Below are 24,842 nucleotides of genomic sequence, written 5' to 3'. Positions count from 1 at the left end.
CGCGCATGCGCCACCGGTATGATGGGCGGATCAGCTGCGATCCGGCCATCACCGGGGAGCTCGCGGAAGAACGTCCGGGTCACGACGACCGGGTCACTAGAACCGCGCGGGGCAGGCCCGTGACAGCCGCAGGAGAGCGGGTGGATGCCTCGACATCCGCCAAGCGGGGTGGTACCGCGGTCGGCGCGAAAGCACGGATCGTCCTCGCAGGAACGCACGCAATGCACCTGCTGGAGTGACATGACCTACCCTCGCCCTTCGACTTCCGCTTTCGGTCCCGCCGCCGACAGCGTCTCGCCGAGCCCGCGCTTTCCCGAGATCGAGCGCGAGGTGCTCGCCTTCTGGGCGGCGGACGACACGTTCCGCGCGTCGATCTCGCAGCGCGAGGGCGCCGAGGAGTGGGTCTTCTACGACGGCCCGCCGTTCGCGAACGGCCTGCCGCACTACGGACACCTGCTCACCGGGTATGCCAAGGATCTCTTCCCGCGGTTCCAGACGATGCGCGGCAAGAAGGTCGATCGCGTCTTCGGGTGGGACACGCACGGGCTTCCCGCCGAGCTCGAGGCGATGAAGCAGCTCGGGCTCACCGAGAAGGACGAGATCGTCGAGATGGGCATCGCCGCGTTCAACGAGAAGGCGAAGGAGTCGGTGCTCGAGTACACCGAGCAGTGGGAGGACTACGTCACCCGCCAGGCGCGCTGGGTCGACTTCGAGCGCGGCTACAAGACGCTCGATGTGACCTACATGGAGTCGGTGCTCTGGGCGTTCAAGACCCTGTGGGACAAGAACCTGGCCTACGAGGGCTACCGCGTGCTGCCCTACTGCTGGCGTGACGAGACCCCGCTGTCGAACCACGAACTGCGCATGGACGACGACGTCTACAAGATGCGTCAGGACCCGTCCGTCACCGTCACCTTCCCCCTCGTCGGGCAGAAGGCCGAGGCGCTCGGCCTCACCGGCGTCCGCGCGCTCGCGTGGACCACGACGCCCTGGACCCTCCCGACGAACCTCGCCCTCGCCGTCGGCCCCGACATCTCGTACGTCGTCGTGCCCGCCGGCCCGCTCGGCGCGGCAGACGTCCCCGCGGGCGACGACACCGAGTCCGCCGCCGCGCACCGCTACCTGCTCGCCGCCGAGCTCCTCGCGGGCCACGCGAAGGAGCTCGGCTACGAGAGCGCGGCCGAGGCGGCGGATGCCGTCGAGCGCACGCTCCTCGGAACCGAGCTCGCCGACGTCCACTACGACCGGCTCTTCGACTACTACGCGGACGAGGACGTCTGGGGCACCGGCACCGCGTGGCGCATTCTCGTCGATGACTACGTCACGACGACCGACGGCACGGGCATCGTCCACCAGGCTCCCGCCTACGGTGAGGACGACCAGCGGGTGACGGGCGCCGCCGGCATCCCGCTCATCATGAGTCTCGACGACGGCGGACGCTTCCTGCCGCAGGTCACCGACGTCGCCGGCGAGCTGTGGATGGATGCCAACCGCCCGCTCATCCGACTGCTGAAGGCCGAAGGGCGCCTGCTCCGCGAGGCATCCTACGAGCACTCCTACCCGCACTGCTGGCGCTGCCGGAACCCCCTTATCTACAAGGCCGTGTCGAGTTGGTTCGTGCGCGTCACGGAGATCAAGGACGACCTGCTCGCCTACAACGAGCAGATCACCTGGGCGCCCGAGAACGTCAAGCACGGGCAGTTCGGCAAGTGGCTCGAGGGCGCGCGCGACTGGTCGATCAGCCGCAACCGCTTCTGGGGCTCGCCCATCCCGGTGTGGAAGAGCGACGACCCCGAGCACCCGCGCGTCGACGTGTACGGCTCCCTTGCCGACCTCGAGCGCGACTTCGGCCGCCTGCCGACGAACGAGGCGGGCGAGGTCGACCTGCACCGTCCGTTCATCGACGAGCTGACCCGGCCGAACCCCGACGATCCGACCGGCCAGTCCACGATGCGCCGCATCGAGGACGTCTTCGACGTGTGGTTCGACTCGGGCTCCATGCCGTACGCGCAGGTGCACTACCCGTTCGAGAACCGCGAGTGGTTCGACACGCATTCGCCCGCCGACTTCATCGTCGAGTACATCGGGCAGACGCGGGGCTGGTTCTACGTCATGCACGTGCTCTCCGGCGCGCTGTTCGGGCGCCCCGCGTTCTCGGGCGTCGCCTGCCACGGCATCGTGCTCGGCAGCGACGGGCTCAAGATGTCGAAGTCGCTCCGGAACTACCCCGATGTGAGCGAGGTCTTCGACCGCGACGGCTCCGACGCGATGCGCTGGTTCCTGATGGCCTCGTCGGTCCTCCGCGGCGGCAACCTGATCGTGACGGAGGAGGGCATCCGCGCGGGCGTACGGGAGTTCCTCCTGCCGGTGTGGAACGCGTGGTACTTCTTCGCTACGTACGCCAACGCCGCCGGCGGTTCGGACGGTTCGGGCTACGAAGCGCAGTGGCGCACCGACTCGACGGACGTCCTCGACCGATACATCCTGGCGCTCCTCGGCGACCTCGTCCGCGATGTCGCCGCCGACCTCGACGCGCTCGACTCGACGACGGCGGCCGCGCGCCTGCGCGACTTCGCCGAAGCGCTGACGAACTGGTACATCCGCCGCTCCCGCGACCGGTTCTGGGTGGGGGTGACCGACGACCCCGCGAGCGCCGAGGCCTTCGACACGCTCTACACGGTGCTCGAGACGCTGACCCGCGTCGCAGCCCCCCTCATTCCGCTCGTCTCCGAGCGCATCTGGCAGGGACTGACAGGCGGCCGCAGCGTCCACCTGACCGACTGGCCGGATGCCTCAGCGTTCCCCGCCTCGCCCGAGATCCGTACCGCGATGGATGCCGTCCGTGAGGTGTCGAGCGTCGCGAACGCCCTCCGCAAGAAGGAGGGCAAGCGCGTGCGGCTGCCGCTGCCGCAGCTCACGGTCGCCGTGCACGACGCCGATGCCCTCGCGCCGTTCGAGGACATCGTGCGCGACGAGCTCAACGTCAAGGAAGTGCGCCTCGTTGAGCTCACCGACGGTCTCGCCGAGCAGTACGGCATCAGCCAGCGCCTCTCGGTCAACGCGCGGGCGGCCGGCCCGCGCCTCGGCAAGCAGGTCCAGCACGTCATCGCGGGTGCCCGCTCGGGTGTCTGGAGCGTCGAGGACGGCGTGGTCGTCGTCGACGGCGTCGCGCTGGAGGAAGGCGAGTACGATCTGACCCTCGAGGCCGGCGACATCGCCGAGGGAACAGCCATCGCACTTCTCGCGGACGGCGGCTTCGTGCTCCTCGACACGACGACGACGCCCGAGCTCGAGGCCGAGGGTCTCGCGCGCGACGTGATCCGCGCCGTGCAAGAGACGCGCCGCGCCGCCGACTTCGACGTCAGCGACCGTATCCGCCTGCAGCTGCTCTTCGACGACGACGACGACGCCCGCGCCGTCGCCTCGGCGTTCGACGCGGCCGACGTCGCGGGTGAGACGCTCGCCCTCGACTACGCGGTCGTCGCCCCCGGCGGCGAGGCGCTCGTCGGCGAGGGCTCGCTCCTCGCCGCGGCCGAGACCGTCGATGCGGAGTACACGGCATCCGTCGCCGCACGAACCTACGCCAATGCCGGCGGATTCTCCGTCGCCGTCACCCGGATCGGAGACACCGCATGAGCGATCGCTCCCGCGCCGACGCCGTCTACGAGGCGCTCCTCCTGCGGCAGGGGGAGCAGTGGGTGCAGCCCCGCGTCGAGCGCACGCAGCGCGTCCTCGAACTGCTCGACGACCCGCAGAAGACCTACCGCGTCGTCCACATCACGGGCACCAACGGCAAGACCTCGACGGCGCGCATGATCGAATCGATCGTGCGCGCGCACGGCCTGCGGACGGGCCTGTTCACGAGCCCGCACCTCGAGCGCTTCACAGAGCGGATCGTGATCGATGGCGAGCCCATCGACGACGCGCTCGTCGCCGCGGCGTGGGAGGAGATCGAGCCGTTCGTCGGCCTGGTCGATGCGGAGCTCGAGGCATCCGGCGACGCGCCCCTGACGTTCTTCGAGCTGCTGACCGTGCTCGCCTTCGTCGCGTTCGCGGACGCACCCATCGACGTCGCGGTGATCGAAGTGGGGATGGGCGGGTCGTGGGACTCGACGAACACCGCCGACGGCGACGTCGCCGTGTTCGCTCCGATCGACCTGGACCACGCCGACCGGCTCGGCGACACGATCGGCGAGATCGCGTCGGTCAAGGCGGGGATCATCAAGCCCGGTGCCGCCGTCGTCTCCGCCGTGCAGCACCCGGATGCCGCCCGCGCGATCCTCGCCCGCGCGCAGGAGGTCGACGCCTCCGTCGCGTTCGAGGGCCCGCGGCAGGGGTTCGAGCTCACCGATCAGCGCCTCGCGGTCGGCGGTCAGCAGATCTCCGTGCGCGGGCTCGCCGGTCGGTACGACGACCTGTACCTGCCGCTCTACGGCGCTCACCAGGGGCACAACGCGGCGCTCGCGATCGTCGCGGTCGAGTCGCTCATCGGCGGGGCGGAGCAGGGACTGGCTCCGGATGCCGTGGCCGAAGGCCTCGCCGAGGTCACCTCGCCCGGCCGCCTCCAGCTCGTCGGCGTCGCACCCACCGTGCTCGTCGACAGCGCCCACAACCCGCACGGCGCACGATCACTGGTCGCGGCCCTCGCCGACTCGTTCGACTTCGACGAGTGGGGCATCGTCCTCGGCGCGTTCACCGACAAGGACCTCGCGGGCATCGTGCAGACCGTCGCGCCCGTCGCGACGCACCTCTTCGCCACCGCGCCGGAGTCCGAGCGCGCCGCCGAGCCCGATGCGATCGCCGACCTCGCCGAGGCAGCGGGCGCGCAAGTCACGGTCCACCGCGACCTCGCCGACGCCGCCGACGCCGCGCGCGAGTGGGCAGCGTCGTCCGATCGTCGGGCCGTCGTGATCGCGGGCAGCGTCGTTCTTGCCGGTCAAGCGATGCAGCTTGCGGCGGACGAGGACTGGAAGGACGGGTGGCAGGCGTGAGCGACGCATCCGACGCGCCCCAGGCATCCGGGCCTGCCGCAGCCGCCGGGCGACCCGTCCGGCGCTCGCGTCGCGCCCGCGGCGCCGCGGAGTCTCTCGCTTCGGTCGTCCTCGGTTTCGAGGCGATCGTCGTCTTTCTCGGCGGCCTCGCGCTCTACGGGCTCGACGCGCTGCCCGCCGGCATCCCCGCCTGGTGGGGAATCGTGCTGGGGAGCGTCCTGGCCGTCCTCATGATCGCCACGACGGGCGTCCTCCGGTATCGGTGGGGCATCGCGCTCGGGTGGTTCTGGCAGCTCGTCGTCGTGCTCGGCGCCATCTGGGTGCCCGCGCTCGGGCTCGTGGGCCTCATTTTCGGCGCCATGTACGCGTATGCGACGATCAAAGGCGGAGCGCTCGACCGCCGCAACGCGGCGCGCGCCGCAACGAACGGAGACTGACACATGCCCACCGAAGAGACTCTCGTCCTCGTCAAGCCTGACGGCGTCGCACGCGGCCTCACCGGCGCGATCCTCGCCCGCATCGAGGCGAAGGGCTACGCGCTCGTCGACATCAAGCTCGTCGAGCCCGACCGGGAACTCCTCGAGCAGCACTACGAGGAGCACGCCGGCAAGCCGTTCTACGAGCCGCTCGTCGAATTCATGATGTCCGGTCCGTCGGTCGCCATCCGCCTCGCGGGGAACCGCGTCATCGAGGGCTTCCGCTCCCTCGCGGGCACGACCGACCCGACGACCGCCGCCCCCGGGACGATCCGCGGCGACTTCGGCCGCGACTGGGGCCTGAAGGTCCAGCAGAACCTCGTGCACGGCAGCGACAGCCCGGAGTCGGCGGCGCGCGAGCTGGCCATCTGGTTCTGACACCCGTCGGCGCCTTGTGCCGAGAGGCGCCGACAGGGTCTCGTCGGCGCAGATCGTCGTCACCACGGTGGATGCCGACGATGTGCGCCGACCCTTCCCGCGCACAGCGCGATCTGCGCCGCCGACTCAGACGTCGACGGGTCAGAAGATGACGTCGATGAGCTGGGGAATGGCGTCCAGGCGGAACTGCGCGAGGAGCAGCACGATCGCGTAGGACACGAGCGCCATGAGCGGCACCCACGGCGTCATCGCGCGCCCGGCGGCCCTCGTCTTGGGCGCGTCGGACACGACGCCGGCGCGGAACATGAAGACCCACACGGCGTAGAACGTCGGAATCGTCACGAGCCACGTCACCATGCACCAGGGGCAAAGGGTCCCGAGCACGTAGATCGACTGGCTGATGAGCCACAGCACGAACCCGAACGCGAACGTGATGCCGGCCGCGAACAGCCACCAGAACCAGCGCGCGAAGCGCGCACCGGCGAGCACCGCCATTCCGACGACGATCGGCGCGACCCACCCGGTGAGACCGAGAATCGGGTTCGGGAATCCGAAGACGCTGCCCTGCCACGAGTCGAGGTTCGCGGTGCACTGCACGATGATGCTGAAATCGCAGGATGCCGGCCCCGCGTTCGGGTCGGCGAGGGCGTGGAACTTCTCGACGGTCAGCGCGAAGGCCGCGATCCAGCCGATGACGCCGGCGATGACGAGCCAGACGGCGAGGCCGCGGGGGCGCGCGTCGATGGTGCGGGGAGGCATGCCGCGATTATGGCATCCGCTCCCTATGCCGCCGCCGAGCGGTCGTGATCTGCGCATTTCAGGCGCGATAGTGGAATAATGAGGGCCGATGCTCCTCGCGGCCGCTCCGCAGAGCCGGCATCACAGAAGACTTCGGGCGATGAACGCCCTTGGCAGCACGACCCCCGCCACGGTGCGGGTGAGGCTGCAGACCGTATGAGTTCGCGGTACCTCCGGACCGGAGCGTCACCGCCAGATTTGCCCGGGCAGGCCCGCGGAGCCGCCCGCTAGGAGTAAGCCAGAGATGGCCGATGAGCACAATGAACACACGGATCCCGCACACCTCGACGGCTCCGCTGAGCTGACCGACGGCGTGCCCGCCTCCGGTGCGGACGACGCGCAGGCGGATGCCGACGCGCTGGTCGCCGGCGAGGAGATCATCGACGAGTCCGTGGTCGACGTGGAGATCGCGCCCGACGCCCTCGTCGACGAGGCGCTCGACGCCCTGACCGAGGTTCCCGCGGGCGTCGCCGACGCGACTGCGGAGGCCGCCGAGCCCGAGACTCGGGATGCGGAGGCCGCCGAGCCCGAGCGTCCCGCCGAGCCCGAGTCTCCCGCCGAGCCGGAACCGCTCACGGCGGTCTCGCTCGGCCTGCTCCCTGCCGAGTTCGTCTCGCAGGTGTCGACCCAGCTCATGTTCTACGCGCCCGAAGTCGTGGCCCTCCCCGCCCGCCCGGGTCAGGGCGACGACGCACGCGACGAGCAGGGCGGTGAGTCCGGGTCGAGCGCCCGTCGCCGCAACCGTCGCCGTGGCGGCGGGGGACAGGCATCCGACGGTGATGAGTCCGGCGAGGCCCGCGGGGGTCGTCAGCCGCGTCAGCGCGCGGTGGAGCTCATCACCGAGCCGCAGCGCATCAAGGGCTCGACCCGTCTCGAGGCGAAGAAGCAGCGTCGCCGCGACGGCCGTGAGGCGGGCCGGCGCCGCACGGTCGTCACCGAGGCGGAGTTCCTCGCGCGCCGCGAGGCGGTCGACCGCGACATGATCGTGCGCTCGAAGAACGGGCGCATCCAGATCGCCGTGCTCGAGGACAACGTGCTCGTCGAGCACTACGTTGCGCGCAGCCAGGAGTCCTCGCTCATCGGCAACGTGTACCTCGGCCGCGTTCAGAACGTGCTCCCCTCGATGGAGGCCGCGTTCGTCGACATCGGCCGGGGGCGCAACGCCGTCCTTTACTCCGGCGAGGTCGATTGGGATGCCGTCGAGACCGGCAACCAACCCCGTCGCATCGAGCTCGCGCTGAAGTCCGGCGACCGCGTCCTCGTCCAGGTCACCAAAGACCCGGTCGGGCATAAGGGCGCCCGCCTCACGAGCCAGATCTCGCTTCCGGGCCGCTACCTCGTGTACGTGCCCGGCGGAGCGATGAACGGCATCTCGCGGAAGCTTCCCGACACCGAGCGCGCGCGCCTCAAGCGCATCCTCAAGGAGGTGCTCCCCGAGTCGAGCGGCGTGATCGTCCGCACCGCGGCCGAGGGCGCGACCGAAGAGCAGCTGACGCGTGACGTGCAGCGCCTCACCGCGCAGTGGGAGAACATCTCCAGCCAGGTCGAGTCGATCCAGGCGCCGGCGCTCCTCCACTCCGAGCCGGATCTGCTCGTCAAGATCGTCCGCGACGTCTTCAACGAGGACTTCTCGAAGATGCTCATCCAGGGCGAGGATGCCTACCAGACCATCACGTCCTACCTCGCCGCCGTCGCCCCCGACCTCCTCGAGCGCGTGGAGAAGTACGAGGACGAGCAGGATCCCTTCGACCGCTTCCGCGTGACGGAGCAGATCGAGAAGGCGCTCGACCGCAAGGTCTGGCTGCCCTCCGGCGGCTCGCTCGTCATCGACCGCACCGAGGCGATGACGGTCGTCGACGTCAACACGGGCAAGTTCGTCGGCTCGGGCGGCAACCTCGAAGAGACCGTCACGAAGAACAACCTCGAGGCGGCCGAGGAGATCGTCCGCCAGCTGCGGCTGCGCGACATCGGCGGTATCATCGTCGTCGACTTCATCGACATGGTCCTCGAGTCGAACCGCGATCTCGTGCTACGCCGCCTCATCGAGTGCCTGAGCCGCGACCGGACGAAGCACCAGGTCGCCGAGGTCACCTCGCTCGGGCTCGTCCAGATGACCCGCAAGAAGCTGGGTCTCGGGCTCCTCGAGACCTTCAGCGAGCCGTGCGAAGTGTGCGCCGGTCGCGGTGTCATCGTCCACCACGACCCGGTCGTGAAGCACCGCGGCCCCGCGCAGTCGAACGGCTCGGGTAACGGTCGCCGCTCCCGGCAGGGTTCGTCGCCCTCCGGGTCGAACGGCTCGGGTAACGGCGGCACGCACGTCATCACCGAGGGCGCGAAGTCGGCCCTCGCGGCGATCGCGGCCTCCACGATCCACACCCCCGCCGATGAGGTCGACGCCGTGAACGCCGGCGTCGTCGAGGTGGCCGAGACGCCCGCCGAGCCCGTCAAGAAGCCGCGTCGCAAGCGCGGCGAGGGCCGCCAAGGCGGCGCACGCGGAGAGAAGGCGGATGCCTCGGCATCCGCTCCGAAGACGGAGAAGGACCTGCTGCTCGACTCCGTCCTCAGCGCGCTGCCCGAGCCCAAGGCGCCCGGTCAGGGTCGCGGCCGTCGCCGCGTGACGACGGCGGCGCTCAGCGGCACGCCGGTCGCCGCGACGCCCGGCGAGTCGGGCCCGTCGGAGGCGTAGTCCCGCCGCGGCGATCTCGATCAGCCAGGGGATGCGCGACCCCGCCGGCGCACTCGATCAGCGGCGGGGTGCGCGACGCTCGCGGGCCGTCACCCGCAGCCCCGACGCGATGAGGCGGCGGACGAGCTCGTGACCGCTGACATGCTCAGCGCCGGCGGCGACGAGGCGGGGGAGAGCATCGCCCGGCACGTCGTAGTGATCGAGGTCGAACGCGCGTCGAGGAATGCCGTTCGCCGCAGCGAAGGCGTGCAACTCATCCAGATCGGTGTCGGTGACCAGGTGTGCCCACAGCCGGCCGTGCGCGGGCCAGCGCGCGTCATCGACAAGGATCGCCATCCCTCCATCGTACGAACCCGCGACACGCCCGGGGCGCGCTTTTGCCCCTTGCCCCGGCATCCGGTAGAGTAGTCGCTTGGTGCGTCGAGGTTCTGCCTCCGCGCTCGCAGACTCGTCAGGGACTTTCCGTTCCGCAGGACAACCGGAGCCGTGCGCTCCACAGAAGAAACAGGTGTGAAGTGGTTTACGCAGTTGTGCGCGCCGGCGGCCGGCAGGAGAAGGTCGAGGTCGGCACGATCGTCGTTCTCGATCGTCAGAAGGCCAAGGTCGGCGAGAAGCTCGAGCTGCCCGCCGTGCTGTTCGTCGACGGCGACACCGTCACGACCGACGCGGACAAGCTCGCGAAGATGACCGTCACCGCCGAGGTCCTCGGCGAGGAGCGCGGCCCGAAGATCGTGATCCAGAAGTTCAAGAACAAGACCGGTTACAAGAAGCGCCAGGGCCACCGTCAGGACCTCACGCGCGTCAAGATCACCGGCATCAAGTAAGTCTCGAAAGGCGCAGAGATGGCACACAAAAAGGGCGCAAGCTCCACCCGTAACGGTCGTGACTCCAACGCCCAGCGACTGGGCGTGAAGCGCTTCGGCGGCCAGCAGGTCCTCGCCGGCGAGATCCTCGTCCGTCAGCGCGGCACGCACTTCCACCCCGGCGCGAACGTCGGCCGCGGTGGCGACGACACGCTGTTCGCCCTCGCCGCCGGTGCGGTCGAGTTCGGCGCGAAGGGCGGCCGCAAGATCGTCAACATCGTCACCGCCGAGTGACCCCGCGTACGCGCACACGGTAGTCACTGCGCTCACGCACACACAGCATTCGTGACGGGGCGGGCCCCATCGGAGATCCTCCGATGACCCGTCCCGTCACTTTTTCATAGGCGGACCGTGGGGGAGACCCGACGGCCAGAACCGCCCCGACCGCGAAGGAGAGCTCATGGTCACGTTCGTCGATCGAGTGACGCTGCACCTGCGTGCCGGCAAGGGCGGCAACGGCTGCGTCTCGGTGCGCCGCGAGAAGTTCAAGCCCCTCGCCGGCCCCGACGGCGGAAACGGGGGACACGGCGGTGACGTCGTGCTGGTCGCCGACCCGCAGGTGACGACCCTTCTCTCGTACCACCACTCGCCGCACCGCTCCGCCGGCAACGGTGGCTTCGGCATGGGCGACAACCGCTCCGGTGCGATGGGAGAGAGCCTCGAGCTCGCCGTTCCCGTCGGCACCGTGGTGAAGGATGCCGACGGCGAGACCTTCGCCGATCTGATCGTCCCCGGCATGCGGTTCGTCGCGGCGCCCGGCGGGCAGGGCGGCCTCGGCAACGCGGCCCTCGCGAACCCGAAGCGCAAGGCCCCGGGCTTCGCGCTGCTCGGCACGCCCGGCTGGGAGGGCGATGTCGTCCTCGAGCTGAAGACGGTCGCCGATGTTGCGCTCGTCGGCTACCCGTCGGCGGGCAAGTCCAGCCTCATCGCCGCGATCTCCGCCGCGCGGCCCAAGATCGCCGACTACCCCTTCACGACGCTGCACCCGAACCTCGGCGTGGTGCAGGCCGGCGACGTGCGCTACACCGTCGCCGATGTGCCCGGCCTCATCGAGGGCGCGAGCGAGGGCAAGGGTCTGGGCCTTGAGTTCCTCCGCCACGTCGAGCGTTGCACCGCGCTCGTCCACGTCCTCGACTGCGCGACCCTCGAGCCGGGTCGCGACCCGCTGAGCGACCTCGACGTCATCCTCGAAGAGCTCGGCAACTACCCCGTGCCGGAAGGGCAGATCCCGCTGCTCGAGCGCCCCCAGCTCGTTGCGCTGAACAAGGTCGACGTTCCGGAGGCGAAGGATCTCGCCGATCTGGTCCGTCCCGAGCTCGAAGAGCGCGGCTACCGCGTCTTCGAGATCTCGACCGTGAGTCACGAGGGCCTGCGCCCGCTGACCTTCGCCCTCGCCGACATCGTCGCGCGGCACCGCATCGAGCAGGAGTCCGCGCCCGCCCCCGAGCGCGTCATCATCCGCCCGCAGGGCTCCGAGCGCGAGTTCGAGATCCGCGTCGAGGGCGGAACGTACGGCAACGTCTACCGCATCCTCGGCGCGAAGCCCGTGCGCTGGGTGCAGCAGACCGACTTCCAGAACGAAGAAGCCGTCGGCTTCCTCGCCGACCGGCTCGAGAAGCTCGGCGTCGAAGACGAGCTCTATCGCGTCGGCGCCGTCGCCGGGTCGACGGTCGTCATCGGCGAAGGCGACGCGGTCGTGTTCGACTGGCATCCCTCGCTGTCGTCCGCCGCCGAGCTCATGACGGCCCCGCGCGGTACCGATCCGCGCCTCGACCTCAACCCCCGCCGCACGACCTCGCAGCGCCGTGAGCGCTATCACGAGCGCATGGATGCCAAGGCGGAGGCCCGGGCCGAGCTCGAGAGCGAACGACTCGCCACGACGGCGGACTGGGACGACGAGTGGGTGGAGAGCGACGAGTCGTGAGCATCTCGGATCGTGCGGGCATCGCCGGGGCGCGCCGCGTCGTGGTGAAGGTCGGCTCATCGTCGATCAGCGGCGAGAACGCCGGCAAGATCCAGCCGATCGTCGAAGCGCTCGCGGCCGCGCACGCGCGCGGCACCGAGGTCGTCCTCGTCTCGTCCGGCGCCATCGCGACCGGTATGCCGTACCTCGCACTCGATGAGCGACCCGTCGACCTCGCCACCCAGCAGGCGGCGGCCGCCGTCGGGCAGAACGTCCTCATCTACCGCTACCAGGACGCCCTCCGCCCCTTCGCGATCGTCGCGGGCCAGGTACTCCTCACCGCCGGGGACCTCGAGAACCCGACGCACCGCTCCAACGCGCGTCGCGCCATGGAGCGGCTCCTCGGCCTGCGCATCCTCCCGATCGTCAACGAGAACGACACCGTCGCAACCCACGAGATCCGGTTCGGCGACAACGACCGTCTCGCCGCGCTGGTCGCGGCGCTCATCGGTGCCGATGCGCTCGTGCTCCTCAGCGACATCGAATGCCTGTACACGAGGCCGCCGAGCGAGCCGGGCGCCCGCCCCATCGACACGGTCGCCTTCGGCGACGACCTCGCCGGGTTCGAGTTCGGCTCCGTCGTCGTCAACAGCGTCGGCACCGGGGGAGCGGCGACGAAGGTGTCGGCAGCGAAGCTCGCCGCGGCGGAGGGCGTCGGCGTGCTCGTGACGAGCGCCGACCTCGTCGTCGAAGCGCTCGAAGGTGCACCGATCGGCACCTGGTTCGCCCCCGACCCGCACGCGGTGCCCGCCTCCGGTACCGGCTCCATCCCCGTGGCGCCGGCGCGCGGCTGAGCGACCCGGGCCCCGAGACGCTCCAGGCCCTCGATACACTGACGGGATGACTGTCACCGCGACCACCGCGCGCGAACGCATGGAGCGCGCGAAGGATGCCGCCCGTTCGGTCGCCCTGCTGAGCGACGCCGACAAGGCTCGGGCTCTGCGCGCGATCGCCGCCGCACTAGAGGCATCCTCCGCCGACATCATCGCCGCCAATGCCGACGACCTCGCCCGCGGTACGGAGAACGGTCTCTCCGCGGGTCTGCTCGACCGCCTCCGTCTCGACGAGACGCGCGTCGCGGCACTCGCGCGCGCGGTGCGGGACGTCGCCGAGCTCCCCGACCCCGTCGGTCGCGTCCTCGACGAGCGCACGCTGCCGAGCGGCGTCCACCTGCAGAAGGTCTCCGTCCCGTTCGGCGTCGTCGGATCGATCTACGAAGCCCGCCCGAACGTGACGGTCGACATCGCCGCGCTGGCGCTGCGGTCCGGGAATGCGGTGGTCCTCCGCGGCGGCACCGCCGCACAGTCGAGCAATCGCGCGCTCGTCGACGCGATGCGCGGAGCGCTCTCCGATGAGGGGATCGACCCCGAGGCCATCCAGACGGTCGACGACTTCGGCCGTGAGGGTGCGAACGCGCTCATGCAGGCGCGCGGGCTGGTCGACGTGCTCGTGCCGCGGGGGAGCGCCGAGCTGATCGAGACGGTGGTCACGCAGTCGTCCGTCCCCGTGATCGAGACGGGGGCCGGCGTCGTCCACATCGTGCTCGACGCGTCCGCCCCCCTCGAGTGGGCAGAAGACATCGTCGTGAACGCCAAGACGCAGCGTCCCAGTGTCTGCAACGCCGTCGAGACCGTGCTCGTGGTGCGGGACGCCGCCGAGCGACTGATCCCTCCCGTGGCGGCCGCCCTGACGGATGCCGGGGTCACGATCCACGGCGACGACGCCGTCCGTGCCCTCGTCGCCGCCGCCGTCCCGGCGAACGATGACGACTGGGCCACCGAACACATGAGCCTCGACCTCTCGATGAAGGTCGTCGACGATCTCGACGAGGCGCTCGCCCACATCCGTCGCTTCTCGACGCACCACACCGAATCGATCATCACCGCCGATGATGCGAACGCCGAGCGATTCCTCGCCGAGGTCGACTCCGCCGTCGTCATGGCGAACGCCTCGACGCGGTTCACCGACGGCGGCGAGTTCGGCTTCGGCGCCGAGGTCGGCATCTCCACGCAGAAACTGCACGCGCGCGGTCCGATGGGACTGCCGGAACTGACGAGTACCAAGTGGCTTGCGCGCGGCACCGGGCAGATCCGCGGCTGAACCGCATAAACTTGACTCACCCGAACCGAACGGAGCCCGCATGACCCTCGCCACGATCGTCGCCCTCGCCGCAGAGACGACCGAGCACCACGGCAACGTCCAGGCGGAGACGTTCATCTTCGGCGTCATCGCGTTCGTCGTCTTCCTCGTGCTCGGTGCCGTAACCTTCTCGTACCGCAACGTCGCCAACCGTCACTCTCCCAAGGCCGAGGCGTACGCCAAGGCGCACCCCGTCGACCAGGCGCAGGTGGGCCACGGCCACCACTGAGGCCTGCCCCATGGAGTCCACTCGCGCCCCGCGTATCGGGGTCATGGGCGGTACGTTCGACCCGATCCATCACGGTCACCTCGTGGCCGCGAGCGAAGTCGCGCAGTCGTTCGATCTCGATGAGGTCGTCTTCGTGCCTACCGGTCGCCCGTGGCAGAAGGAGAAGGTCACCGAGGGGGAGCACCGCTACCTCATGACGGTGATCGCCACGGCATCCAATCCGCAGTTCACCGTCAGCCGCGTCGACATCGACCGCGAGGGACCGACCTACACCATCGACACCCTGCGCGATCTCAGAACGGCACGTCCCGACGCGGAGCTCTTCTTCATCACCGGCGCCGACGCGATCGCGCAGATCCTCAGTTGGCGCAACCATGACGAGCTCTGGGACCTCGCGCACTTCGTCGCTGTCTCACGCCCCGGGCACGTTCTCAGCACCGAGGGGTTGCCGACCGAGGACGTGAGCCTCCTCGAGATCCCGGCCCTCGCGATCTCGTCGACCGACTGCCGCGCGCGCGTTCGTGCGGGAAACCCGGTGTGGTACCTCGTCCCCGACGGTGTCGTCCAATACATTGCGAAGCACCACCTCTACCGGAGCGAGGCATGAGCACACCCGATCAGCCCGAGACTCCGCAGCTGACCCGGCGTCAGCTGCGCGAACTGCGCAACACCGCGTCGAATCCCATCATCACCCCTGAGGAAGCCGAGGCCGCAGCTACGGCGGCGCCCGTCGTCGCGCCGCTTCCGCGTGCCGCCGAGCCCGTCGTCGTCGAAGAGGCTCCCGCTGCCGCCGCCGTCGACCTCGATGCGCCGGCCCTGACGCGTCGTGAAGCGCGCCAGCAGGAGCGGCTGCGCACGGCATCCGTTCCGGTGATCGAGGCCGTTCCGTCAGGGGACGGCGCGGAGGGCGACGTCCCCGCGAGTGCGGACGCCGACGAGGCGGCGCAGGGTGAGGATGCCGGTGCGCCAGCTCTCGTCGCCGGGCTTCCGGGGTCGGAGGCCGAGACCGAGACCGAGACGGAAGTCGAGGCTGAGGCAGACGCCGAGGCCGAGGCCGAGGCCCAGGTCGAGGCCGAGCAGGCCGCGAAGGAGCTCGCAGACGCGCAAAGCGAGGCGCCCGACGTCGAGACCACACTCGACGAGGTCACCAACGGCACCTCCGACGCCTCCGACGAGGCAGAACCGGAGGAGATCTCCGCCGAGGACGTGCCCGCTGAAGAAGCGCCTGCCGAGGAGGCGTCCGCTGACGAGGAGTCCGCCGAGCGCCCCGTCGTCGCGCCGACGTTCGGCGCGGGAGTGCTCAAGGGTGAGGGCGTCGAGATCGAACTGCCGGCATCCTTCGACCAGCTCCTGACGCGTGGAAGTGCGACGACGGGTTCGGTAGGCGCCTCGAACGCGCTCATCCTGTCGCAGACGCCCGACACCGGCGCGTTCACCTCGCCGATCGCTGCGACCGGCGAGGTCCTCATCACCGGGACGTACAAGCTGCCGGATTCGTTCGGCTCGACAGGAACATCGCGCGGGTCCTCCGACGGCAAAGAGATCGACGCGATCCTCGTCGACGGCGAGCTGCCCCCGGCATCCTCGCCCACACCGATCGCGGCGAGCTCGGCGATCAGCACGATCAAGAGCGCCGAAGACATCATCAAACCGCCCGCGCCCGAGAAGGGCAGTCGGCTGATGGTCGTCCTCGGCATCACCGCGGGCGCCCTCGCCATCGCGCTGATCGGCGTGCTGATCGTCGGCCTCGTGACAGGAGCCCTCGGATGACGGCGAACGAACGTACGCGCGAACTGGTCCGCATCGCGGCGAAGGCCGCCGACGACAAGGGTGCGGAGGATCTCGTCGCCTTCGACGTCTCCGATCCGCTGCCGCTGGTGGATGCCTTCCTCCTCGCGACCGGAAACAGCGAGCGGAACGTCGCCGCGATCGCCGACGCGGTCGAAGAGGCGATGCTCGAGGAAGGCGTCAAGCGACTGCGGCGGGAGGGGAAGAGCGAAGCGCGGTGGATCCTCATCGACTTCGGCGATCTCGTCGTCCACGTCTTCCACGAGCAGGAGCGCGTGTTCTACGGGCTGGAGAGGCTCTGGAAAGACACGCCGCTCATCGAGACGGGCGTCGTCGCCGACGCGCCCGGGTGAGCGCCGGTTCGTCGCCGCTCACGAGATGTAGTAGCATCGAAGGGTTGCCGCGAGAGCGGTGAACGCCCAGAGAATGGGCCTGTGGCGCAGCTGGTAGCGCACCTGCATGGCATGCAGGGGGTCAGGGGTTCGAGTCCCCTCAGGTCCACCGATCGAACGCCCGATCAGACACGCGAGAGTGTCTGCTCGGGCGTTTGCTTTGGTTGTCGGCACCAGGTTCGATCGCACCCGTCCGCTTCCGTGGGCGCGCCGCGAGAACTGCGGACCGCGCCTTCTCACCTGCTGACCAGGCAATGGGAGCCTGACCCGCTTTTTCGGACACCGGAGTTGAGGCGATGATCGTCTCGGAACGAGTCCGTGAGATGTCTGCTGCCCACCCGCTGGAAAGGCTTCCCTCGCCCGGTGTTCTCCGGCACCTGATAGTCTCCCCGGCCGTGACGACAGTCGAGCGGGAGAGGCGCGGATGACGGAGACGCCCGCGCCCGCTGCGCCCCGCGGCTCTGCGCTCGAGGTGTTCCTCGTGTTCCTGAAGCTCGGGCTGACGTGCTTTGGCGGCCCGATCGCCCACTTGGGCTACTTCCGATCCGAGCTCGTCGAACGACGAGGGTGGCTGGAGGATGCCGACTACGGCGATCTGGTCGCCTTGTGCCAGTTCCTGCCGGGTCCCGCATCCAGCCAGGTCGGCTTCGGGATCGGGCTGCATCGCGCCGGCGGCCGAGGCGCCCTCGCGGCATTCTTGGGCTTCACCGCACCCTCGGCGCTGCTCATGTTCGCCTTCGCCTACGGAGCATCGTTCTTCGATGATCCGACCCTGCGAGGCGTTTTGGCGGGGTTGCAGATCGTCGCGGTAGCGATCGTCGCGCAAGCCGTGTGGGGGATGTCGCGGACCCTGACTCCCGACCGCACCCGGGCCTCCCTCGCCGCCGTCGCTGCGGTGATCGCGCTGGCCGCCCCCGGCGCCATCGGCCAGGTCGCCTCGATTGCCCTCGGCACAATCGCGGGGCTGATCCTGTGCCGCGCGGACGTCACGCCTCTCGGATCGCTTCGATTCCCCGTCCGGCGCGGGGTCGCGATCGCGTGTCTCGTGCTGTGGAGCGCCCTACTTGTCACCACTCCGCTCGCCGCCGGTGCGACCGAGGTCGGCGGCGTCCGCCTCTTCGACGCCTTCTACCGGGCCGGCGCCCTGGTGTTCGGCGGAGGCCACGTCGTGCTGCCGCTGCTGCAGGCCGGAGTGGTCGACCCCGGATGGGTGACGCCGCAGGGGTTCCTGGCGGGGTATGGTGCCGCGCAAGCGGTGCCCGGACCGCTCTTCACTTTCGCCGCCTATCTCGGCGCTGTCTCCGACATCGGCCCGGGCGGCGCGTGGGGAGCGGTCATCGCGCTGGTCGCCAGCTTCCTGCCCGGATTCCTCCTGCTCGTCGGCATTCTCCCGTTCTGGAACGCCTTGCGTGCACGCCGCGGGATGCAGGCGGCGATGCGGGGGGGCAGGTGCCGCGGTGGTCGGCATCCTGGCGGCCGCGCTCTACACGCCGGTGTTTACGACCGCGATCACCGGCCCGGGCCCGTTCTGCCTCGCGCTGATATGCTTCGTCCTCCTGACGGCTTGGCATCTGCCGCCCTGGGCCGTCGTGCTCGTCGGGGCGCTCGGAGGGCCGGTCGTCGCGCTCCTCCCGGCCGCTTCGCCCGCCTGAACGCTCCGGAGTCACCATGTCACGCCCCACCGTCCTGTTCGTCTGCATCCACAACGCCGGTCGATCCCAGATGGCTGCCGGTTACCTCGCGGGGCTCGCCGGCGATCGCATCGATGTTCGATCCGCGGGATCCGATCCCGCCGACCAGCTCAATCCGGTCGCCATCGAGGCGATGCGCGAAGAGGGCATCGACATCACCACCGGCGCGCCCGCGCTACTCACCGTCGACGACGTGCGACAAGCCGACGTTGTCATCACCATGGGATGCGGCGATGCCTGTCCGATCGTGCCCGGCAAACGCTACGAGGACTGGGCCCTGGACGACCCCGCCGGACAACCGCTCGACATCGTGCGACGCATCCGCAACGACATCCGGGAACACGTGGAACGCCTCATCCGAGAGCTCTCCCCGGCGTCGGACGAGCCGAACGCATCCGGCGACGTCTACTGACTGCTCGACGCTCCTGTCCCTCATCTGGCTGGCGACCAGTCGGGCTGCGATGGTTGAACGCGATCGCTCCTGAGTCGGAGGAGAAGCTTGTCCACTTCCGGCGAACAGAGGGCGTGGATGCGGCTCCGCGTTCGCGACTCACGTCTCGCTCGCCATGTGCTTGATCGCCTTCAGACCAGTGTGGGTCGAGAAGCCAAGACGTCGGCCGATACTGGTTGCTCATTCGCCGTGCTCGTAGGCCGTTTGCGCGACGATGTCTCCTGCGGTCATTCGGCGAGTCGTCACAAGGCCGGCCTCAGCGAGATGCCTTCCTGCCGCTGGCCTTCTGTCACATCGCGCGGATCATGGGTGAAGGCGCGTCGCGCTCTCAGGTGCGGATGGCATCTCCAGCTCGACCACAAGGCCGCCGCCCTCGCGCGGTGTCAGACGCAGCTCGCCGCCGAGGGCGCGTGCAACGCTCTTGACGATTGCGAGACCGAGGCCGTGACCTCGATCGCCGGCGATCCGGCCCACACCGCGGACGAACGGCTCGGCGAGCGAATCGACCAGGTCCCGTGTGAGGACGACGCCGGTGTTCTCGATGATCAGGACGCGAACATCTCCGGCCTCGATTGCCCGCAGCCGTAGCTCGCCGCCGTCGAGATTGTGACGCACGGCGTTACGGACCAAGTTCGACACCGCCTGGCGCAGAAGGACCGCGTCCGCCGACATCTGCAGCGAGGGGGGGCAGGTCGTCGAGGACCGTGAGGCTCCTCGCCTCGATCCCCGACTGCTCCTCGCTCAGGGCGGACCGGACGAGCGGAACGGCGTCGACCGGATGATGCCCGATAGCGCGTTCGTCGAGCTCTGCGAGATCGAGGAGGGCCGCAACCGTCTCGATGCTACGCCGATTCGTCTCGAGAACGCGCGACGCCACGGCGCGCAGCTGCACGGCATCCGCGTCGGGGTCGGCGAGAGCGACCTCGAGCATCGTCTGCGTCGCCGCCAGCGGCGTCTGCAGTTCGTGGGACGCATTCGCGGCGAAACGCTGCGAGGCTGAGAAGGACCGATCCACCGGCCTGCTCAAGGGCGTCAACGTCTACCGCTCGGCCCTCACCGACCCCGCCGCGACCGGCGCACGGTGAGCGCCGCCGACCTCGACCTGCTGAAGGTCACCGCGACCGATCTCGCCGTCGGCACGTGGTTCAACGACGCGACCGACACGTACCCCACGGTGGTGCTCGGGGCGGATGCCGCGAAGATCCTCGGTGTCGTCACGACCGGCACCCAGGTGTGGCTGGGCGGACAGTACGTCACGGTGATCGGCATCATGGAGCCGTCGGCGCTCGCGCCGGAACTCGACATGGGCGCGTTCGTCGGCATCCCCGCCGCGAAGGATCTGTTCGGCTTCGACGGCAGCCCGACGACCGTGTACGAACGATCGACGGAGCAGACGATCGCACAGGTGCGCGAACTCCTCCCCGGCACCGTCAGCCCCGAGGCCCCGCAGAATGTGAAGGTGTCACGGCCGTCGGACGCGCTGGCGGCGAAGTATGCCGCCGATCAGGCATTCACGGGACTTCTCGTCGGCCTCGGTTCCGTCGCGCTCCTCGTGGGCGGCATCGGCGTTGCGAACACGATGATCATCTCGGTGCTGGAGAGGCGCCGTGAAATCGGTCTGCGACGCTCGCTCGGGGCAACCCGAGCGCACATCCGACGGCAGTTCCTCGCGGAAGCTCTGTTGCTGTCGGGCCTCGGTGGCGTGCTCGGAGCGGCGATCGGAATCGGCGTGACGGCGACGTTCGCCGCGATCAACGGCTGGCCGCTCGCGGTCTCGCCCGTCGTCGTGGGTGTCGGGGTGCTCGCCACTCTCGTGATCGGCGCGATCGCGGGGCTCTACCCCGCCGTCCGCGCCGCCCGTACGCCGCCGACGGCGGCGCTGAGCAGCTGAGCCCTCCTGGGGCCGGCGTCTCGAGAACCGCCCCGACTCGCAGGCTTTCCTGAGTGATTGCTGTACGTTTTGCCCGCGCATCGCTACCGTCATATCGATGACGGGTGGACCGCACCCGTCCGTTCGACGAGTGGAGTCGGTATGAAGTTCTTCCAACGCCTGGGCCGATCGCTCATGCTCCCGGTGGCGGTGCTGCCGGTCGCGGCGATCCTCTCGGGCATCTCGTACTGGATCTCGAGCGCGACGGGCGGAGACAACGTCGTCTCGGCCTTCCTCGGCGCCGCCGGCGGCGCGCTGCTCGACAACATGCCGCTGCTGTTCGCCGTCGGCGTCGCGATCGGCATGGCGAACAAGACCGACGGCACATCCGCGCTCGCGGGCCTCGTCTCGTGGCTGACGATCACGACCCTGCTGTCGCCGACGACCATCCAGAAGCTCATGGGCATCGAGAACATCGAGGACGTGAATGCGGCGTTCAGTAAGGTCCAGAACGTCTTCGTCGGCATCATCGCGGGTCTGATCGGGGCGTGGTGCTACAACAAGTTCAAACACACCAAGCTCCCCGACGCGCTGTCGTTCTTCTCCGGCAAGCGTTCGGTCGCGATCGTGACCGCCGGTCTCTCGCTCGTCGTCGCCGTTGTGCTGATGTTCATCTGGCCGCTCGTCTACACGGGTCTCGTCACGTTCGGTGAGTGGATCTCGACCCTCGGCCCGTTCGGTGCCGGCCTGTACGGCTTCTTCAACCGCCTGCTCATCCCGACCGGCCTCCACCACGCGCTGAACTCGGTGTTCTGGTTCGACGTGGCCGGCATCAACGACCTCGTGAACTTCCTCGCCGGCGATAAGGGCGACGGCGTGTACGGCGTCACCGGCCAGTACATGGCCGGGTTCTTCCCGGTGATGATGTTCGGTCTGCCCGGCGCGGCACTCGCGATGTACATGACCGCGAAGACGACCCGCAAGAAGGTCACTTACGGCATCATGCTCTCCGCTGCCGTCGCGTCGTTCTTCGTCGGCGTCACCGAGCCGCTCGAGTTCTCGTTCATGTTCCTCGCGCCGTGGCTCTACCTGATCCACGCCGTCTTCACCGGGATCTCGGTCGGACTCGCGGCATGGCTGCCGACGCGATTGGGCTTCGGCTTCTCGGGCGGCTTCATCGACATGGTGCTGCAATGGACGAACCCGCTCGCACAAAACCCGTGGATCCTCCTCCTCATGGGCGTCGCGTGGTTCTTCATCTACTTCTTCACGTTCTACTTCGTGATCAAGCGCTTCAACCTGAAGACACCGGGTCGCGAGGACGACAACGATCTCGAGGTCGCCGCCGAGCGCGCGTCGGACCTCACGGGCTATCACCTGACGGCCGATCAGTTCATCGCGGCCCTCGGCGGCAAGGAGAACATCACCGACCTCGACAACTGCGCGACGCGTTTGCGCATGGAGATCGCCGACACCTCGAAGGTCGACGAGCAAGCGCTCAAGCGCGCGGGCGCTGCCGGGACGATCAAGCCGGGCGGTCACTCGGTGCAGGTGGTCTACGGGCTCAACGTGCAGTTCGTGAAGGATGCCATGGAGGACCTGATGTCGGGACGTACGGACCGCATCGAGGCCCTCGAAGGCGCGACGGCGTCGCAGACCGGCGCTCTCGCCGGCGCGGCGACCATGATCGGCGTTCCGAGCGTGGCCTCAGCGGGGATCGCCGCCGGTGCCGCCGCCGAGGAGAAGGAGCGGGCGACGACACGTCGCGAAGCACGCGCGGCGGCGGCCCCCTCGTCGACTGTCACGCTTCGCCAACCCGTGGAGGGGGCGGTCGTGCCCCTCGCCGACGTTCCCGACCCGATGTTCGCGGCGGGAACGATGGGCCCCGGCATCGCGGTCGACCCGACCGGCGACACGATCGTCGCGCCGGCGGATGCGACCGTCGCGTCGGTGTTCCCGACCGGCCACGCCATCGGGCTCGTGCTCGATGACGGGACGGAACTGCTCATCCACGTCGGCATCGACACGGTGGGCCTCAAGGGAGACGGTTTCGAGACCCTGGTCGAGGCCGGTCAGAAGGTCACGGCGGGCACGCCGCTGATCCGGTTCGATCCGGAGAAGATCCGTGCCGCAGGTCTGTCGGCTGTGACGCCGGTGATCGTCCTCAACAACGAAGACGCGACGGTCACCTTCGAATGAGCTGTCGAGCCGGTGGGTGGGCGCTCGGCGCCGGCCCACCGGCTCGATCAGTTCCTCGATGAGCCTCAGTTCCTCGATGAGCCTCAGTCCCTCGATGAGTCTCAGTCCCTCGATGAGTCTCAGTCCCTCGATGAGTCTCCGCCCACCGGCTCGATGAGCGCGGGGGAGTCGTTCCGTACGTTGCCGACGTCGCGCCCGACCTCGCGCATCGAGAGCGAGTCGACGATGTCGGGCGCGGCGTCGATCGTCGCGTCGAGGAGGTCGCCGACGTTGTCGGTCGTGGGATCGAGCCACACGTCGGCGTAGTCGGCGTCGATGAACAGCGGCATCCGGTGGTGGATCGAGCCGAGCGCTCCGGTCGCCTCACGGGTCATGATCGTGAAGCTCAGGAGCCAGCGACTGGGGTCGTCGTCGGGCTTGTCGGCATCTTTCCACCACTCGTAGAGCCCCGCGAAGTAGAGCGGAGCGTCGTCCGCCGGGTGAATGTAGTACGGCGTCTTCACCCCGCCCTCGGTGTGCCATTCGTAGTAGCCGGATGCCGGGACCACCGCTCGGCGCTTGATGAGCGCCTGGCGGAACATCGGCTTGTCCTCGACCTCCTCCGCACGCGCGTTGAAGGCCTTCGCCCCGATCGACGGGTCTTTCGCCCACGCCGGGACGAGCCCCCAGCGCGCCGCCTCGAGCCGCCGCGTCGGAGGCTCGGTCTTCGCGGAATCGAGGACGATCGCCACCCGCGCGGTCGGCGCGATGTTGTACGACGGCGCGGGGAGGTCATCGCCTTCGACGTCCACCCTCAGGACGCCGACGAGCTCCGAGCCGCTGGCTGCCACGACGAATCTTCCGCACATGGCGCCAGCCTACGCGGGGCCTCCGACACGAAGCCCGCGCCTCAGTCGGACTCGATGACCCCGGCGTCGGCGAGCTGCTCGAGGATGCCGGCGCCGTTCTCATCCGACACCCACGGCACACCCGCCGCCGAGTGGTCGTTGACCGCGGTGCGGCCCCCCGCGAGCACGGCCTCGGCGGGGGAGAGCCGGCGGATGGCTACGGCGCGCACGCTGCCCGGGAACTCGCTGGTGAACGCCGTGTACAGGTCGTCGTCGTGCTGGCCGTCGTCGCCGAGCAGCATCCACTGGATGTCGGGGAACTCCCGCTGCAGGCGCCGCAGGTTCAGCTCCTTGTGCTCCTTGCCGCTGCGGAACCAGCGATCGTGCGTGGGCCCCCAATCGGTGAGGAGCAGCGCCCCGGGCGGGAAGAGGTGCCGGCGCAGGAACCGCTGCAGCGTCGGCGCGACGTTCCACGCCCCCGTCGACAGGTAGATCACGGGGGATCCGGGGTGGTCGCGGACGAGGCGCTCGAGGAGCACGGCCATGCCCGGAACCGGCTGGCGGGCGTGCTCGTCGAGGACGAACGAGTTCCAGGCGGCGACGAGCGGCCGCGGGAGGGCCGTCACCATCACGGTGTCGTCGACGTCGGAGACGATGCCGAACCGGACCTCCTTGCCGACGACGAACACCCGCGTCTCCGTCGGCTCCGATCCCTCGACCGACATCGTGACCGGCTGCCAGCCGGGGGCGAGCCGCGCCGGCAGCACCGTGTCGATGACGCCGCCGCGATCGGCGACGACCTCGTGGCTGACGCCGTCGATCGTGACGGTGACCTGTGCGTAGCCGACCGGGACCGACGCGAAGGCCCGCCACCCGCGGACGCTCGCGTATTCGCCGCGATTGCGCGTGGGCACCGGCGGGACGATGAGGGCGCGGCCGAGGACGCGCACCCATTCCTCGCTCCCGTAGCCGGGGTACGCGGCGACGGTGGGGCGGTTGCCCCGCGCGCGGGCGCGACGCTCGCGCCACGCGTGGAAGCGGTATTCCAGTCGGGCGAGCCAGAGCACATTCGTGCGCGGCTCGGGCTCAGCAGACATCGCC

General features: G+C 69.5%; 24 protein-coding genes, 1 tRNA gene and 1 pseudogene. 20 read left to right on the top strand and 6 right to left on the bottom strand.

Going from position 1 to position 24,842, the window contains the following annotated elements; all coding sequences use genetic code 11:
- Window positions 1-240: 240 nt before the first annotated feature.
- The 4 genes from ileS to ndk are packed head-to-tail and all read left to right on the top strand — an operon-like array spanning window position 241 to window position 5,845.
- Window positions 241-3,636 carry an isoleucine--tRNA ligase gene (ileS, locus tag AC3ENQ_RS00935; RefSeq protein ID WP_431800818.1) on the top strand — a complete coding sequence of 1,132 codons (3,396 nt, stop codon included), beginning with the start codon at window positions 241-243 and terminating at the stop codon, window positions 3,634-3,636.
- Window positions 3,633-4,991: a bifunctional folylpolyglutamate synthase/dihydrofolate synthase gene (locus AC3ENQ_RS00930; RefSeq protein WP_431800816.1), complete on the top strand. Its 1,359-nt coding sequence runs from the start codon at window positions 3,633-3,635 to the stop codon at window positions 4,989-4,991. The genes ileS and AC3ENQ_RS00930 overlap by 4 nt, the downstream gene beginning before the upstream one ends.
- Window positions 4,988-5,428, top strand: a complete 441-nt coding sequence (locus AC3ENQ_RS00925; protein WP_431800814.1) for a DUF4233 domain-containing protein — start codon at window positions 4,988-4,990, stop codon at window positions 5,426-5,428. Before AC3ENQ_RS00930 ends, AC3ENQ_RS00925 begins: the two co-directional genes overlap by 4 nt.
- Before the next feature lie 3 nt (window positions 5,429-5,431).
- On the top strand, window positions 5,432-5,845 hold the full coding sequence (ndk, locus tag AC3ENQ_RS00920) for a nucleoside-diphosphate kinase (protein WP_431800813.1): 414 nt from the start codon (window positions 5,432-5,434) through the stop codon (window positions 5,843-5,845).
- Between the two features lie 141 nt (window positions 5,846-5,986).
- Here ndk and AC3ENQ_RS00915 read toward each other — a convergent pair whose 3' ends face one another.
- Complete coding sequence (locus AC3ENQ_RS00915) at window positions 5,987-6,604, bottom strand: vitamin K epoxide reductase family protein (protein ID WP_431800811.1); 618 nt, start codon at window positions 6,602-6,604, stop codon at window positions 5,987-5,989.
- Window positions 6,605-6,887: 283 nt separating this feature from the next.
- On the opposite strand from AC3ENQ_RS00915, the gene AC3ENQ_RS00910 reads away from it, so the two are divergent.
- On the top strand, window positions 6,888-9,329 hold the full coding sequence (locus AC3ENQ_RS00910) for an Rne/Rng family ribonuclease (protein ID WP_431800809.1): 2,442 nt from the start codon (window positions 6,888-6,890) through the stop codon (window positions 9,327-9,329).
- A gap of 57 nt (window positions 9,330-9,386) precedes the next feature.
- Here AC3ENQ_RS00910 and AC3ENQ_RS00905 read toward each other — a convergent pair whose 3' ends face one another.
- The gene (locus AC3ENQ_RS00905) at window positions 9,387-9,665 is read right to left on the bottom strand and encodes a DUF4031 domain-containing protein (protein ID WP_431800807.1); all 279 of its coding nucleotides are present in this window, start codon (window positions 9,663-9,665) and stop codon (window positions 9,387-9,389) included.
- Between the two features lie 179 nt (window positions 9,666-9,844).
- Here AC3ENQ_RS00905 and rplU point away from each other — a divergent pair, with 179 nt between their 5' ends.
- The 13 genes and pseudogenes from rplU (at window position 9,845) to AC3ENQ_RS00840 (ending at window position 18,806) form a co-directional block, all read left to right on the top strand.
- Window positions 9,845-10,153, top strand: a complete 309-nt coding sequence (gene rplU / locus AC3ENQ_RS00900; protein ID WP_431800805.1) for a 50S ribosomal protein L21 — start codon at window positions 9,845-9,847, stop codon at window positions 10,151-10,153.
- A gap of 18 nt (window positions 10,154-10,171) precedes the next feature.
- Entirely contained in the window at window positions 10,172-10,426 is a 255-nt protein-coding gene (gene rpmA / locus AC3ENQ_RS00895) for a 50S ribosomal protein L27 (protein WP_431800803.1), read from the top strand.
- 166 nt (window positions 10,427-10,592) lie between these two features.
- Complete coding sequence (gene obgE, locus AC3ENQ_RS00890; protein WP_431800801.1) at window positions 10,593-12,116, top strand: GTPase ObgE; 1,524 nt, start codon at window positions 10,593-10,595, stop codon at window positions 12,114-12,116.
- Window positions 12,113-12,949: a glutamate 5-kinase gene (gene proB, locus AC3ENQ_RS00885; protein WP_431800799.1), complete on the top strand. Its 837-nt coding sequence runs from the start codon at window positions 12,113-12,115 to the stop codon at window positions 12,947-12,949. The genes obgE and proB overlap by 4 nt, the downstream gene beginning before the upstream one ends.
- A gap of 46 nt (window positions 12,950-12,995) precedes the next feature.
- Complete coding sequence (locus AC3ENQ_RS00880; protein ID WP_431800797.1) at window positions 12,996-14,255, top strand: glutamate-5-semialdehyde dehydrogenase; 1,260 nt, start codon at window positions 12,996-12,998, stop codon at window positions 14,253-14,255.
- Between the two features lie 40 nt (window positions 14,256-14,295).
- On the top strand, window positions 14,296-14,523 hold the full coding sequence (locus AC3ENQ_RS00875) for a hypothetical protein (protein ID WP_431800795.1): 228 nt from the start codon (window positions 14,296-14,298) through the stop codon (window positions 14,521-14,523).
- A 10-nt stretch (window positions 14,524-14,533) separates the two neighbouring features.
- Window positions 14,534-15,130 carry a nicotinate-nucleotide adenylyltransferase gene (gene nadD / locus AC3ENQ_RS00870; protein ID WP_431800793.1) on the top strand — a complete coding sequence of 199 codons (597 nt, stop codon included), beginning with the start codon at window positions 14,534-14,536 and terminating at the stop codon, window positions 15,128-15,130.
- Window positions 15,127-16,293, top strand: a complete 1,167-nt coding sequence (locus AC3ENQ_RS00865; protein WP_431800791.1) for a hypothetical protein — start codon at window positions 15,127-15,129, stop codon at window positions 16,291-16,293. Before nadD ends, AC3ENQ_RS00865 begins: the two co-directional genes overlap by 4 nt.
- On the top strand, window positions 16,290-16,664 hold the full coding sequence (gene rsfS / locus AC3ENQ_RS00860; protein ID WP_431800789.1) for a ribosome silencing factor: 375 nt from the start codon (window positions 16,290-16,292) through the stop codon (window positions 16,662-16,664). Before AC3ENQ_RS00865 ends, rsfS begins: the two co-directional genes overlap by 4 nt.
- A gap of 75 nt (window positions 16,665-16,739) precedes the next feature.
- Window positions 16,740-16,812 (top strand) — tRNA-Ala (locus tag AC3ENQ_RS00855).
- 315 nt (window positions 16,813-17,127) lie between these two features.
- A pseudogene (gene chrA, locus AC3ENQ_RS00850) lies at window positions 17,128-18,090 on the top strand (chromate efflux transporter); the annotation flags it as partial.
- A gap of 70 nt (window positions 18,091-18,160) precedes the next feature.
- Window positions 18,161-18,355 carry a hypothetical protein gene (locus AC3ENQ_RS00845; protein WP_431800787.1) on the top strand — a complete coding sequence of 65 codons (195 nt, stop codon included), beginning with the start codon at window positions 18,161-18,163 and terminating at the stop codon, window positions 18,353-18,355.
- Window positions 18,356-18,371: 16 nt separating this feature from the next.
- Window positions 18,372-18,806 carry an arsenate reductase ArsC gene (locus tag AC3ENQ_RS00840; protein ID WP_431800785.1) on the top strand — a complete coding sequence of 145 codons (435 nt, stop codon included), beginning with the start codon at window positions 18,372-18,374 and terminating at the stop codon, window positions 18,804-18,806.
- 342 nt (window positions 18,807-19,148) lie between these two features.
- Here AC3ENQ_RS00840 and AC3ENQ_RS00835 read toward each other — a convergent pair whose 3' ends face one another.
- Together AC3ENQ_RS00835 and AC3ENQ_RS00830 are read right to left on the bottom strand one after the other, a co-directional pair.
- Window positions 19,149-19,517, bottom strand: a complete 369-nt coding sequence (locus tag AC3ENQ_RS00835; RefSeq protein ID WP_431800783.1) for an ATP-binding protein — start codon at window positions 19,515-19,517, stop codon at window positions 19,149-19,151.
- Window positions 19,465-19,776 carry a hypothetical protein gene (locus AC3ENQ_RS00830; RefSeq protein ID WP_431801714.1) on the bottom strand — a complete coding sequence of 104 codons (312 nt, stop codon included), beginning with the start codon at window positions 19,774-19,776 and terminating at the stop codon, window positions 19,465-19,467. Before AC3ENQ_RS00830 ends, AC3ENQ_RS00835 begins: the two co-directional genes overlap by 53 nt.
- Before the next feature lie 150 nt (window positions 19,777-19,926).
- On the opposite strand from AC3ENQ_RS00830, the gene AC3ENQ_RS00825 reads away from it, so the two are divergent.
- Together AC3ENQ_RS00825 and nagE are read left to right on the top strand one after the other, a co-directional pair.
- Entirely contained in the window at window positions 19,927-20,736 is an 810-nt protein-coding gene (locus AC3ENQ_RS00825; protein WP_431800781.1) for an ABC transporter permease, read from the top strand.
- Window positions 20,737-20,877: 141 nt separating this feature from the next.
- Window positions 20,878-22,914, top strand: coding sequence for an N-acetylglucosamine-specific PTS transporter subunit IIBC (nagE, locus tag AC3ENQ_RS00820; RefSeq protein WP_431800779.1), 2,037 nt, complete (start codon window positions 20,878-20,880; stop codon window positions 22,912-22,914).
- A 119-nt stretch (window positions 22,915-23,033) separates the two neighbouring features.
- Here nagE and AC3ENQ_RS00815 read toward each other — a convergent pair whose 3' ends face one another.
- Together AC3ENQ_RS00815 and AC3ENQ_RS00810 are read right to left on the bottom strand one after the other, a co-directional pair.
- Complete coding sequence (locus AC3ENQ_RS00815; RefSeq protein ID WP_431800777.1) at window positions 23,034-23,762, bottom strand: SOS response-associated peptidase; 729 nt, start codon at window positions 23,760-23,762, stop codon at window positions 23,034-23,036.
- 41 nt (window positions 23,763-23,803) lie between these two features.
- Window positions 23,804-24,838 carry an App1 family protein phosphatidate phosphatase gene (locus AC3ENQ_RS00810; protein WP_431800775.1) on the bottom strand — a complete coding sequence of 345 codons (1,035 nt, stop codon included), beginning with the start codon at window positions 24,836-24,838 and terminating at the stop codon, window positions 23,804-23,806.
- Window positions 24,839-24,842: the final 4 nt, after the last annotated feature.

It is taken from the genome of Microbacterium sp. bgisy203, assembly GCF_057706945.1.
Note: the sequence above shows the minus strand (reverse complement) of the source record. Positions and strands in the feature narration are given on the sequence as shown.